Source organism: Rudaea sp. 3F27F6 (assembly GCF_005503555.1).
Lineage (GTDB): Bacteria > Pseudomonadota > Gammaproteobacteria > Xanthomonadales > Rhodanobacteraceae > Rudaea.
Genome location: NZ_SCNG01000005.1, coordinates 388,484 through 401,416, shown reverse-complemented (window position 1 = coordinate 401,416; position 12,933 = coordinate 388,484). Strand labels below are relative to the sequence as shown.

The 12,933-nt window shown below is 66.8% G+C and carries 12 protein-coding genes; 6 read left to right on the top strand and 6 right to left on the bottom strand.

Annotated features, from left to right (window positions below; all coding sequences use genetic code 11):
- Positions 1-41: 41 nt before the first annotated feature.
- Together FFS30_RS19460 and FFS30_RS19455 are read right to left on the bottom strand one after the other, a co-directional pair.
- Positions 42-1,568 (bottom strand): transglycosylase SLT domain-containing protein, encoded by a 1,527-nt coding sequence (locus tag FFS30_RS19460; protein WP_137914851.1) that lies wholly within the window; start codon positions 1,566-1,568, stop codon positions 42-44.
- Positions 1,569-1,654: 86 nt separating this feature from the next.
- Positions 1,655-2,179, bottom strand: a complete 525-nt coding sequence (locus tag FFS30_RS19455) for a TlpA disulfide reductase family protein (RefSeq protein ID WP_171014743.1) — start codon at positions 2,177-2,179, stop codon at positions 1,655-1,657.
- A 127-nt stretch (positions 2,180-2,306) separates the two neighbouring features.
- Here FFS30_RS19455 and FFS30_RS19450 point away from each other — a divergent pair, with 127 nt between their 5' ends.
- Together FFS30_RS19450 and greB are read left to right on the top strand one after the other, a co-directional pair.
- Positions 2,307-3,830: a helicase HerA-like domain-containing protein gene (locus tag FFS30_RS19450; RefSeq protein ID WP_249352553.1), complete on the top strand. Its 1,524-nt coding sequence runs from the start codon at positions 2,307-2,309 to the stop codon at positions 3,828-3,830.
- A 68-nt stretch (positions 3,831-3,898) separates the two neighbouring features.
- The gene (gene greB / locus FFS30_RS19445; RefSeq protein WP_137914849.1) at positions 3,899-4,426 is read left to right on the top strand and encodes a transcription elongation factor GreB; all 528 of its coding nucleotides are present in this window, start codon (positions 3,899-3,901) and stop codon (positions 4,424-4,426) included.
- A 24-nt stretch (positions 4,427-4,450) separates the two neighbouring features.
- Here the strand turns inward: greB and FFS30_RS19440 are convergent, their stop codons facing one another.
- From FFS30_RS19440 to rimO, 4 genes are all read right to left on the bottom strand, one after another.
- Positions 4,451-5,443, bottom strand: a complete 993-nt coding sequence (locus FFS30_RS19440) for a DJ-1/PfpI family protein (protein ID WP_137914848.1) — start codon at positions 5,441-5,443, stop codon at positions 4,451-4,453.
- 101 nt (positions 5,444-5,544) lie between these two features.
- The gene (locus FFS30_RS19435; protein ID WP_137914847.1) at positions 5,545-6,531 is read right to left on the bottom strand and encodes a helix-turn-helix domain-containing protein; all 987 of its coding nucleotides are present in this window, start codon (positions 6,529-6,531) and stop codon (positions 5,545-5,547) included.
- A 31-nt stretch (positions 6,532-6,562) separates the two neighbouring features.
- On the bottom strand, positions 6,563-7,378 hold the full coding sequence (locus FFS30_RS19430; protein WP_137914846.1) for a DUF3025 domain-containing protein: 816 nt from the start codon (positions 7,376-7,378) through the stop codon (positions 6,563-6,565).
- Between the two features lie 8 nt (positions 7,379-7,386).
- Complete coding sequence (gene rimO, locus FFS30_RS19425) at positions 7,387-8,736, bottom strand: 30S ribosomal protein S12 methylthiotransferase RimO (protein WP_137914845.1); 1,350 nt, start codon at positions 8,734-8,736, stop codon at positions 7,387-7,389.
- Positions 8,737-8,895: 159 nt separating this feature from the next.
- Here rimO and FFS30_RS19420 point away from each other — a divergent pair, with 159 nt between their 5' ends.
- The 4 genes from FFS30_RS19420 to pxpB are packed head-to-tail and all read left to right on the top strand — an operon-like array spanning position 8,896 to position 12,919.
- Positions 8,896-11,019, top strand: a complete 2,124-nt coding sequence (locus tag FFS30_RS19420) for a tetratricopeptide repeat-containing diguanylate cyclase (protein ID WP_137914844.1) — start codon at positions 8,896-8,898, stop codon at positions 11,017-11,019.
- Positions 11,020-11,070: 51 nt separating this feature from the next.
- Positions 11,071-11,775, top strand: a complete 705-nt coding sequence (locus FFS30_RS19415; RefSeq protein WP_137914843.1) for a dienelactone hydrolase family protein — start codon at positions 11,071-11,073, stop codon at positions 11,773-11,775.
- Complete coding sequence (locus FFS30_RS19410) at positions 11,772-12,197, top strand: HIT domain-containing protein (protein WP_137914842.1); 426 nt, start codon at positions 11,772-11,774, stop codon at positions 12,195-12,197. Before FFS30_RS19415 ends, FFS30_RS19410 begins: the two co-directional genes overlap by 4 nt.
- A complete protein-coding gene (gene pxpB / locus FFS30_RS19405) occupies positions 12,194-12,919 on the top strand; it encodes a 5-oxoprolinase subunit PxpB (protein ID WP_137914841.1) in 726 nt (241 codons plus the stop codon). Before FFS30_RS19410 ends, pxpB begins: the two co-directional genes overlap by 4 nt.
- Positions 12,920-12,933 lie beyond the last annotated feature (14 nt).

The following is a 12,933-nucleotide window of genomic DNA, read 5'->3' as shown; positions in this document are numbered from 1 at the left end:
TGTTCAGAGGCTAGTTTTTGTTGCTTACGCCGTCGCGCCGACTACTGCGTGCAGACGCCGACCTGCAGCACGCGGCCCGGATGCACGTTGCCGATGTCCTTCGGCTTGATGCCGTTGGCCTTGGCCAGTTCGTTCGCGTTGTCGCAGCCGAGCTTGCGCGCGATCGAACTGAGTGTCTCACCGCGCCGCACGACATAAGTCGGCGCCGCTTTTGGCCGCGCCTTCGCGACCGGCGGCGGCGGAGGTGCGCGGCGCGTGGCGCTGGCGATCACCGGCGCCGGGGTCGCGAGCACGGCCTCATGCAGGTCGCTCGCAACCGAACCCCAGGCCCCGCGCATGCAGTTGCGCTCATACAGGGTCACGAGTTGTTGCGGCACGCGCAGACGCGACGATGCCGGCAGCGGATCGCGCGGATCGATGGCCGGGTTGAGATTGCGCAATGTACGGAACCAGCCGTCGTGCGCATTGCCTTCGGAACCGAGGCACACACCGAGCTCGGCCAGCGACGCGCGCTTCTGCAGCACCAGCGTGCCGGGGCGGCCGTCGATCTTCGGGAACTGCAGGTTGTATTTTTCCGGATGCAGATAGAGCCATGCTGCGGCGAGCACGACCGGCACGTAGTCGCGCGTTTCCGCGGGCAACTGAGCGAAGATCTGCGGGTCCCAGAAATTCGCATCGGGCGCGCCCTTCGCCAGACGCTGCATGCGGCCCTCGCCGCCGTTGTAGGCGGCGATGACCATTTCGAGTTTGTTGTTGAAGATTTCGAGCTGCTCGTTGATGTACGCCGCGTTCGCACGCGCCGCGAGCTGCGGATCGTAGCGCTGGTCGAAACCGTCCTCGTAGGTCAGGCCGAAGCGCTGGCCGGTCGCCGGCATGAACTGCAGCAGGCCCGCCGCGCCCGAACGCGAATACGCATGCACGCGCCCGCCCGACTCCTTGGCCATGATGCCGAACAGGATCGCCTCGGGCAGCTTGGCCTTCTCGTACTCGGGCCACATCAGGTGGCGCAGGTACTGGTAGTTCTCGTAGGTGTCCATCAGGTTCGGACGCAGCGAAGTCAGCCACTCTTCGAGCGCGACCTTGACCGGACCGTTGAGGGTCATCACCTCGGACAATTCCCGGCCCTTGAGCAGGGTTACCGTGCGTCCGACTTCCGGGACCGCAGCGGCGACCGCCGAGGCTTCGCCCGCATTTGTCGTCGCTTCGGGCGTCACCGTCTCGTCGCCCGCGGCGACCGCGTTCGGATTGCCCGACATGCGCGCGAACGCGGCATCGAACTTGGTCGTATCGCAGCCGTGCGTCTTGGTGCAGAGCACGGCGGCGTCCTGCGCATCGTTCCAGGCCCACTGGTAGGAAGCCGTCGCCGCGGCTTCGTCGTTCTTGAACGTGGCCGGATCGCGCGCGGCGAAATAGCGCTTTTCGTCGTCGGCAAGACGCGTGTAGAGCGCGGCTACCGCGGGACTGACTTTCTCATCGCCGGCCTTGGCCGATTTTTTCTGCGGCTGGCCCGCGCAGCCAGCCAGTGCGATGACGCAAACCGCTGCTGCGCAATAACGAATTGTGAACATTCCCGGTCACCGTGCGTGAAGACGCGCACAAGTTACACAGGGTGTCGCTATGCGACAACCCCTCGCGTCGGCGCGACGCAAACCGTTCAGCCCTTGTTCGCCGCCGCGGCCGGGCTCGCGGCGAGCGCGCGATTCACTTCGTCGACGATGCCGTCGAGACTTTCTTCGCCGTAGCCCTTGTGCACGCTGAGGATGTTGCCGTCCTTGCCGATGATGATCATGTGCGGGATCGCCTTGACCTCGTAGACCTTCTGGCTGCGGTCGTTGCGGTCGTTGGCGAGCAACAAGTGCAAATCGCCGAGCACCTTGGCCGCCTTGCGAAACACATCGCGGCTCTCGATGTTCACCGCGATCACCTGGATCGCGCCCTTGCCCGCTTGCTGCAGGCCTTCGAGGATCGGCAGCTCTTTGCGGCACGGACCGCACCACGTGGCCCAGAACGAGACGACGACGACCTTGCCGGCATAGTCCGCCACCTTGGCCGGATCGCCGGACAAGGTCATGCCGAGAGTGACGTCGGGGGCCGGATCGCCGGCTTTGGCGGCGGCAAAACAGTGAGCGCTCGATACGAACAAAACCAGCAGCGCCAGACGAGCAACGATTCGCAACATGAAGACCTCCCTGGTGGCGACGAATCCGCGAGCCGAAATCCTAGCACGCCGGCGGCGCGGCTCTGTCGGAACGGCGCGGCGCGTGAGAACATTCGCCCGGGCGTCGCGAACAGACAAGGGACAGGAAATGGCAAACGATATTCTTCTCGGCAAGAGCCAGTTGCCCGGCAGCAAGACGCCGGACATCTTTCTGCGCGCCAGGTACGGCAACCGCCACGGCATGATCGCCGGCGCCACCGGTACCGGCAAATCGGTGTCGCTCATGGTGATGGCCGAAGGTTTCTCCAAGCTCGGCGTGCCGGTGTTCCTTGCCGACGTGAAAGGCGATCTCGCCGGCCTCTCGCAGGCTGCGGTCGTCGGCGACAAGCTCAAACCGCGCCTGGAAAAACTCGGAATCACCGACTTCGTGCCGAGCGCGAACCCGGTGATCTTCTGGGACATCTACGGCAAGCTCGGCCACCCGGTGCGCGCAACCGTGTCCGAGATGGGCCCGAACCTGTTCTCGCGTCTGCTCGAACTCAACGACGTGCAGTCGGGCGTGCTCGAAATCATTTTCAAGGCCGCGGACGACCACGGCTGGCTGCTGCTCGACCTCAAGGATCTGCGCGCGATGCTGAGCTTCGCCGCCGAGAAGGACAACACGAAGGATCTCTCGGCACAATACGGCCTGATCAGCCCGACCTCGATCGCGGCGATCCAGCGCTCGCTGCTGCAGCTCGAAAACGCGGGCGGCGACCAGTTCTTCGGCGAGCCCGCACTCGATCTCGCCGACTTCATGCGCCAGGACATGTCGGGACGCGGCGTGGTCAACGTCCTCGCCGCGGATCAGTTGATCCTCAAGCCGATGCTGTATTCGACCTTCCTGCTCTGGCTGCTTTCCGAATTGTTCGAGAAACTGCCCGAAGTCGGCGACCTCGACGTGCCCAAGCTCGTGTTCTTTTTCGACGAAGCGCATCTGCTATTCGACGACTGCCCGCCCGCGCTGCAGAAGCGCGTCGAGCAGGTCGTGCGCCTGATCCGCTCGAAAGGCGTCGGCGTGTACTTTTGCTCGCAGAATCCCGACGACGCGCCCGACGTGATCCTCGGCCAGCTCGGTAACCGCGTGCAGCACGCGCTGCGCGCGTTCACGCCGCGCGACCAGAAAGCGGTCAACGCGGCCGCGCAAACCTTCGCGCCGAATCCGGCGGTCGGCGATGTCGCCCAGGTCATCACCCAGCTCGGCGTCGGCGAAGCATTGGTCTCGACTCTGCAGGAAGGCGGCGTGCCGCTGCCGGTCGAGCGCGCGCTGGTCGTGCCGCCGTGCTGCCGCATCGGCACGATCACCGACGCCGAACGCGCGACGATCCGCTCGCGCTCGCCGGTCGGCGGAAAGTACGACACGCCGGTCGACCGCGAATCGGCTTTCGAGATTCTGACTCAACGAGCGGGCAATACGGTTGCGACGCCCGGCGCAGGCGATGCGGCCGGCAAAGGCGGCGCGCAACAATCTGCCGGCTCGGGCTGGGGCAAGGCGATCAGCGACGCCCTGCTCGGCAGCGGCCGCCGCCAAGGCATGATCGAGACGATGGCGAAGTCGGCGATCCGCAGCGGCAGCAGCCGCCTCGGCACCGCGCTCGTGCGCGGCGTGCTCGGCTCGCTGCTGAAGAAATAGCTCATGCCGCTTCTTGCGCCAATGCGTGTGCGTGCGCGCCTGGTCCTTTCTGCTTTGGCGATCGCGACATGAGCCGCTGGCGTCCGGCGCAAGCTGCTTCGACCGCGATCATCACCGCCGAAGGACAGGCCAGGCTCAAGGCCGAGCTCGACGAACTCTGGCGCGTACGCCGGCCCGAGGTGGTCAAGGCGCTCGCCGCGGCCGCGGCCGAAGGCGACCGCTCGGAGAATGCCGAATATACCTACCGCAAGAAACAGCTCGGCGAGATCGACCGGCGCGTGCGCTATCTATCGAAGCGCCTGCCCGAACTCAAAATCGCCGCGGAGAAACCCGGCGACTGCGGCGCGATCTATTTCGGCGCCTGGTTCGCGGTCGAAGACGACGACGGCCGCACCCAGCACCTGCGCATCGTCGGCCCCGACGAGACCGATGCGACGCTCGGCTGGATCAGCATCGATTCGCCGCTCGCGCGCGCAGCGCTGAAGAAACGCGTCGACGACGAATTCGAAGCGCCGCTACCGTCGGGCAGTCGGCGCTACGTCGTCACCGCGGTCGGCTACGATGCGCCGGACGACGCGCGCACGCGCCGTCCGTAACGCCACGATCGAGCCGCAACCTGATCACTGCGCGTCGAGCGCCACGTCGAGCAGGTAGCCCTTGCCGTCGGCACCGTCGCCTTCCGTGGTGAAGGCCAGACGCACGGACCGTCCCTCCTGCTGCGCATGCCAGACGGCACCGGCGGCATCCTTCTTCCATCCCGGCGCCTGCTCCATCCTCGCGGCGATCAGGGCCAACAGATCTTTCGGCTTCGTCGCCGCGCGCACGAGAATGCGTGCGCGCCACTGATCGCGGTCGCCGTAGGCGTAGCGATCCTCGAACTTCGCATCGGCAGGCCAGCGCACGTCGTTGAGATTCGGCAAGTAGCGGTCTGCGAGCAGGCTGCGCACGAAACCGCCTTCGGGCTTCCAGTCGTACTCCAGGCGCACCGCCGTGCTGCGCGCGACTTCGACGCCGCGCAGCCGCGCAACGACGTGCAAGGCGCCGTCGATGCCGGAGGCGAGGCCCGCGGCGGTAATCACCGTGCCGTTGTCGACCCAGCGCACGTCGCGGACCACATTCACCTTCGGAAAATCCTTGGCAAACTTGTCCAGATACGGCTTGAACGTGGTCGCCTTGAGTCCGTCGAGCACGCCGGACGCCGCTGCGATCGCAGCTCCGGTGCACACCGAGAGCACCGCTTTCGCGCCTTTCGTGCGCGCGCGGACGAATTCGAGAATGCGCGGGTCCTTGCTCGCGTCGCCGACATCGCCGCCCGGCACGAGCAGGACGTCGAACGCAGGCGCCGCGGCGAACGCGAGATCGGGCGTGACCTTGAGGCCCATCGCCGTGGTCACCGGCTTGCCGTCGACGCTGAGCGTGGTCACGCCGAACCCGGCTGCACCGAACACTTCGTACGGCCCGCTGAAATCGATGATCTGCACGCCGTCGAAGAGAACGATGCCGACCTGGATCTTCGGTTCGGTATGCGCCTCGTGCGCCGCGCGCGCGCTTGGGGCCGCCGAGAACATCAGCGCCACGCTCAGCAGCGATGCGCAAAAACGACTGAATGACATGAAAAATCCTTGAGGCTTGCGCACAAACGCGCGCAACTACGATGTCACATCCGCCGGCTTTGCGGCGGACAAGCAGCGCGCAGATTCGGCCATCGCGGCCGCTAAGGCGTGGCCGTGCCGAAGCGCTCGCGATACTGCAGCGGACGCACGCCGCATTGACGGACGAAGGCGCGCCGCAGGCTTTCCTCGGAAGTGAAGCCGCATTCGTCGGCGATGCGCTTGAGTCCTTTGCGCGTGTTCTCGAGCAGGCTCTTGGCCGCTTCGACGCGCAATTGCTCCAGATACTTTTGCGGCGTCGTGGCGAAAAGCGTGACGAAGCGGCGGCGGAAATGGCGCGGGCTCATGTGCATGCGCTCGGCCAAGGCATCGACATCGCGCGTGCGCCGCAGATCGGCACGCAGCCACAGCACGAGGTCGGCGAACGCATCGGGGGCATGCTGCGCGTCGAGCAGATTGCTGAACTGAGTTTGCCCGCCCGAGCGCTTGACCATCATGACCATGCGCTTGGCGACCTTGAGTGCGAGCGGCATGCCGAGGTCGGCGGCGACCATGGCCAGCGCCAGATCCATTCCTGCGGTGATGCCGGCCGAGGTCCAAACGCTGCCGTCCTGGACATAGATCGCATCCGGCACGACGCGCACGCCGGGATAGCGGCTGCGCAATTCGCCGACGTCGCGCCAATGCGTCGTCGCCTGGCGCCCGTCGAGAACGCCGGCCTCGGCGAGCAACAAGGCACCGCTGCAGATCGCGCCGATGCGCCGCACGCGCGCGGAAGAGGCCGCCACCCAGGCGACCAGGTCGGCGTCGGCACGCACTTGGTCGAGCGCATCGCCCATGCCGCCGCTGATCAGCACGGTGTCGACGTCCGCAGGCAGTTCGGCGTAGCCCAACTCCGCATGCAACGCGAGGCCGCAGGCCATGCCGACCGGGCCGCGCTGTGTACCGACGAAACGCAGGCGGTAAGGCGGTTCGCGTCCGGGCTCTTCTTCGAGCGCCTGCCGGCAGGCGAGCGCAAACACTTCCATCGGACCGGTCACGTCAAGCGACTGACCTCCCGGATACATCAACATTGCGATCGTGCGGCTCATCGGTTTCTTCGTGTCGTGCGCGCAGGCAGCGTCAATGCAGGACGGTCAGCGACGGATAGCTGCGCCCCGCACGGCGCGAGCGGAAGCACGGCGACGCCGCGTAGAACTCTTCGTCCGCATTACCGTCGTGCCAACCGACGATGCCGGACAGCGGCAGCGGCCGCAGTTCGAGTGGGTCGTTGAGCAGCGCGCCCGCACGGATGGCCGCGCCCAGGCGCTGCGGCATATTCGTGCACGGCGCGACCACGAGCGCCTTGCCGACCAGCAGCGTACCGGGCTTGAGTGAATGTTCGAGCAGCGCGTGACCGAACACGTCGATGCGGATACGCCCGTCGCGCCAGGCTTCGCGCTCGCGCCAGAACAAGCCATGCCAGTCGTGCGCGTCCCACAAACCGAGCAGGGCCGGATCGTCGACCTGCACGATGACACCGGCTTCGTCGAAATGAGTCAACGCATACTGAGCGCGGCTGCGGCGCTTCGCGCCGACGACGGCGATTTCGGCGACCTGGCGCGTATTGAGTGCCGATTTGATCGCCGGATAACGCAGCCAGATCAGCGCATTGAGCAGGTCATGCCAGTTTTCCGCGCGTGTCGCGACCTGGCCGCGTTCGGCGATACGCGATTCGTAGTGCAAACCGTCGCGCAGCAGTGCCGGCGTCTGCTCGGCGAACTGCGGCATCGCTGCGTCGCCGGCGCTCTGCGCATTTGCGCCGGCCGAAGCGATCTGCGCCACCGCCGGCCAGACCGGCCCCTGCAGCAGAGCGGAATACTCGCTCCAGGCGTCGAGTGGCGGACGGGAAAACACGAGCGGATCGACCGCTTCGCGCACCGGCGCGACGAAACGCATCGGCCAGATCAGCGCGCGAGGCGGCCGCCGAGGTCGTGTTCGTCGGCCGACTCGACGAGGACATCGACGAATTGTCCCGGCTTGAGCTTGTGGCCGTCGGCGATGTGCAGCAGGCCGTCGATCTCGGGCGCGTCGGCCGCGGTGCGCGCAATCGCGCCGTCCTTGCCGACCTGATCGACCAGCGCCTGCAGCGTGGTGCCGATCTTGTTGCGCAAGCGCGCCGCACTGATCTGCGCCTGCTTGGTCATGAAGCGCTCGAGGCGTTCCTGCTTGACCTCTTCGGGCACGGCGCCGGGCAGTTCGTTCGCCTTCGCCCCGTCCACCGGCGAATACGCGAACGCGCCGACGCGATCGAGCTGGGCCGTGTCGAGGAAGTCGAGCAGCTCCTCGAACTCGGCATCGGTCTCGCCCGGAAAGCCGACGATGAAGGTGCTGCGCAAGGTGATCTCGGGACAGGCCTTGCGCCACGCGAGCACGCGCTCCAACGTCTTCGCACTCGCCGCCGGGCGCTTCATCAGCTTGAGGATGCGCGGGCTCGAATGCTGAAACGGAATGTCGAGATACGGCAGGATCTTGCCGTCCGCCATCAAGGCAATCACTTCGTCGACGTGCGGATACGGATAGACGTAGTGCAGGCGCACCCAGGCGCCGAGGTCGCCGAGCGCGGCGCAGAGTTCGGTCATGCGCGTGCGCACCTTGCCGCTTTTCCACTCGCGTTCGGCGTACTTGAGATCGACGCCGTAGGCGCTGGTGTCCTGCGAGATCACGAGCAGCTCGCGCACCCCGCTCTTGACCAGCTTCTCGGCCTCGACGAGCACCTCGTCGACCGGGCGCGAAACGAGATCGCCGCGCATCGACGGTATGATGCAGAAGGTGCAGCGGTGATTGCAGCCCTCGGAAATCTTCAGATAAGCGTAGTGCTTCGGCGTCAACTTGATGCCGATGCCATCGTCCGCCGCTGCATGCTTGCGCTTGGCCGGCAGCAGGTCGATGTGCGGATCGTGCTTCGGCGGCAGTTGCGCGTGCACAGCGTTCATCACGCTCGCGTAGTCCTGCGGGCCCGAGATCGCGAGCACGTCGGGATGCGCTTCGCGGATCACCTCGGCGCGCTTGCCGAGGCAGCCGGTGACGATGACCTTGCCGTTTTCTTCGAGCGCTTCGCCGATCGCATCGAGCGATTCCTGCACCGCGGCGTCGATGAAGCCGCAGGTGTTGACGACGACGACGTCGGCCGCGTCGTAACTCGGCACGATCTCGTAGCCCTCGACGCGGAGCTGGGTAAGGATGCGTTCGGAATCGACCAGCGCCTTGGGGCAACCGAGGCTGACGAAACCGACTTTTTGCGAACGTGCGGGCATGGCTTTTGGCTGTACGGAGATTTACCGATTATACTAGGGAAATTTTTCGCCTAGGTCGGTTATCCGTTCCATCAGGCGAGCCACGGGCGGAAAACGGCGATCGGATCGCCTCCGCCTCTCCCGCTTGATGCTTCCGGAACCCTCATGGGGCGATTGCGAATGGACTCAATTTGGATTCGGCGTGCCGGTTTCCGCGCCGCGCCGCGCTTCTCGCTTGCCGCGATCGGCAACACGGGACGGCTGCTGTTCGCGGCCGCGGCGCTCTTCGCCGCCGACGTCACTCGCGCCGTCGAGGCGCTTCCGCGCGCGCAGGCGATCACCACCGCCAAGCAGCTTGCCGCAGGGATGGACGAAACCCTGCACGTGCTGCCGCGCATCGCCTATCAGATCGCCGGCCTGCGCGGCCGCATCGAGGCCGAGCGCCGCCTCGCCCTCCTCTATGCCGCCCTGTCCTCCGACGAGCTGTCGAACCGCGAATGGCGGTCGATGGGCGACGACGCGCTGATTGCGGGTGACACGCATGCACACGGCACCGCACTGATCGCGCGCATCGAAACCGTGCTCGCCAACGGCGACTACGCGCACGGGCAGCAGATCAGCGACGAGTTGGCCCAACTCGCCCGGTCGGCGCACGACGACCGGCTTGCCGCCGCGGCCGAGGAATATCAGGGCGTGCTCGACCGCCGTCGCGGGCGCGTCGACACCGCGCTCGAGCACCAGACCAAGGCGCTCGCCCTGCGCCGCAAGCTCGGCGACCGCGCCGGCGAAGCCGCCGCGCTGACCAACCTCGGCACGGTCGCGCGCGATCGCGGCGAATTCGCCCAGTGTCTCGACTATTTCCTCCAGGCGCTCGCGATCCGCGAACGCATCGACGTGCGCCTCGACGTCGCCTACCGCAATGTCGCCCTGCTCTACCGCGAACTCGACGACCGGCAGACCACGCAGGGCTATTTCAACAAGGCCGTGCAGGCGGCGACGCGCTACGCACAGCCCGGGTTCTACGCCTCCGTGCAAGGTTCCTACGCCGGCTTTCTCAACGACGACCGCGAATACACCGCGGCGCTCAGCGCGGCGAGCGAGGCGCTCGCGATCGGCGAAGCGCTCGGCAATCGTCCGTCGATCGGCTTCGAGCATCTCGAAGTCGGCCGCGCCCTGCTCGGCCTGCGCCGTGCCGACGAGGCAGCGCCGCATTTCGACGCGGCGCTCACGATCGGGCGCGAGATCGACCAGCGCGAACTGATCTCGCGCAGCGAACTGTCGCTGGCCGAGATCGCCCTGTCGCACGGCGATACCGCGCAGACGCATCGCCTGCTCGACGACGTCTCGCCGCGGCTCAATTCCGCCGGCCTCAAACCCTATCTCGCCCAGGCCTACCAGTTGCGCGACCGTCTCGCCGAAGCCGAAAACGACATGGCCACCGCACACGATTTCGGCCACCGCTACGCCGCACTGCGCGAGGAACTGCTCGGCGTGCGTTCCTCGCGCCTGCTCGCGGCGATCGAGATACGCAAGGTGCGCGAGCAGAGTGAACAGCAGCTCGAACTCGCCGAACGCACCAATGAACTGCAGGGCGAGCGTTTGGAGCGCGGCCGCTGGGAGCGCTACTACGGCATCGCCGCGCTGGCCGCCATGCTGATCATGCTGGCGACCTTTGTCACCCTGCTGATCCGTCTCAAACGCCTCAACCTGACCCTGGCCGCGCGCAACGAGTTGTTCGACAAACAGCACTCGGCGCTGACCCAGGCCAACTACCAGCTCGAACGCCAGACCCGCTCGCTCTACCAGGCCACGATCACCGACGCGCTGACCGGCGTGCACAGCCGCTCGCACATGCTCGGCGAGCTTGCCAAGCTGCTCGCCGAATGCAAATCGCGGCGCCACGACCTGACCGTGCTGCTGATCGACTTCGATCACTTCAAACTGGTCAACGACCGCTACGGCCACCTCGCCGGCGACCGCTTCCTGATCAAGGCGGCGCGCATCATCCGCAACGAACTCGGCAAGGACTGCCTGTTCGGCCGTTTCGGCGGCGAGGAATTCATCGTCGCGTTCCCGAATCGCGACGAGCGCGCCAGCGCCAGCCTCGCCGAACGCCTGCGCCGCGCGGTCGCCGAACGCATGGCCGGCACCGATCCGCCGACGACGATCAGCATCGGCGCCGCAATGCTCGGCAGGATGCCGCACGCCGACGCGATCGACCAACTCATCGACGCCGCCGACCGCGCGCTCTATGCGGCGAAGCAGGCCGGGCGCAACCAGGTGCAGGGCTTCAAGCGCGCTTGACTTTGCCTGTCCGGGATTTAGGCTGCAGCGATACCGGCAGCAGGACAGACGATGGGCGAAACGATCCAGATCGGCACCACGCGCACGCAGTGCATCAGCGCTTACGTCGCCAGGCCGGACGGCGTGCCCAAGGGCGGCCTCGTCGTCGTGCAGGAAATCTTCGGTGTCAATGCGCATATGCGCAGCGTCGCCGATCGCTTCGCCGCGCAGGGCTACGTCGCCATCGCGCCGGCGTTCTTCGATCACATCGAACACGGCGTCGCCCTCGACTACGATCCGGCAAGCTGGACGCGCGCGCGCGAACTCGTCGCCGCGACGCCGTTCGAGCGCGTGCTCGAAGACGTCGCCAGCGCCGCCGCGTCGATTGCATCGAGCGGAAAGATCGGCGTGGTCGGCTATTGCTGGGGCGGCACGGTCGCGATGCTGTCGGCAATGCGTCTCGGCCTGCCCGCGGTCAGCTATTACGGCTCGCGCAATGTGAACTTCCTCCACGAACCGCTGCACGCAGCGGCGATCTTCCATTTCGGCGAGCGCGACAAATCGATTCCTCCCGAAGCGATCGCACGCCATCGCAGCGAACTGCATTTCGCCGACACGATGCCGGCTGCGCAGCGCGAACTCGAAATCTACACCTACCCCGCCGATCACGCCTTCAACCGCGATGCGACCGCATCGAGCTACGACGCGGCCAGCGCCGCGCTCGCGCTTGAACGCACACTCGCCTTCTTCGCCCGCCATCTCGGCGACGCACAATGACCGCCGAATTCGTGCTGCATAAGCAACTGGCCGCGGATACGCACCCGCTGCTCGATCTCGAACTGTCACGCGTGCTGCTGATGGACGACGCGCGTTTCCCTTGGCTGATCCTCGTGCCGCGGCGCGACGGCGCGCGCGACTGGATCGATCTGGCGCACGCCGAGCAGCATCGTCTGCTCGACGAAGTAGAGGTCTGCTCGCGTGCGCTGCGCGCGGTCGTGCGGCCCGACAAGCTCAACGTCGCCGCGCTCGGCAACATCGTGCCGCAACTGCACGTGCACGTCGTCGCGCGCCACGCCGGCGACGCCGCGTGGCCGAAGCCGGTCTGGGGCGTCGGCGAACGTGTGCCTTACGCGACCGACGCGCTCTCCGCGCGCAGCAAGGAACTGCTCGCGCAACTCACGGGCAACGCCGTTCGATGAGCGACGTCGGGATCGAATGGCTCGGCGATCGCGCCCTGCTGTTGCGCCTCGGCAGCGGCATCGACGCCGCACTCAATGCGCGCACCCATGCGGCGGCGGAGACCGTGCGCGCGGCCGCGCTGCCCGGTGTGACCGACATCGTGCCGGCTTACGCGAGCGTCGCCGTGCATTACGACCCGCTTGCCTGGAACGATGCGGAATCCGCGTTGCCGCCCGGCGAGCGTCTCGCCGAACGCCTGCTCGCGCTGCTGCGCTCTTCTTCTGCGGCGACCGCGAACGACTCCATCGCGGCGGAAGACTCCGCGGTCGAAATTCCGGTCTGCTACGGCGGCGACGAAGGCCCCGATCTCGGCGAGGTCGCGCTGCTTGCGCGACTCGACGAGGCCGGCGTCATCACGCGCCACGCCGCCGGCGACTATCGCGTCGCCATGCTCGGCTTCGCACCGGGCTTTCCGTATCTGCTCGGGCTCGATCCGGCCCTGCACACGCCGCGCCGCGCGAGCCCGCGTAGGCGCGTGCCGGCAGGTTCGGTCGCAATCGGCGGCGCGCAGACCGGCATCTATCCGCGCGAACTGCCGGGCGGCTGGCAGATCATCGGGCGCACGCCGCTGACTCTGTTCGACACCTCGCGCGACCCGGCCGCCCTGCTTACGCCGGGACGGCGCGTGCGTTTCCGCGCGATCGACGCCGACGAATTCGCCCGACTGCAGGCACATGGTTAACTCGCCGCCCGCAT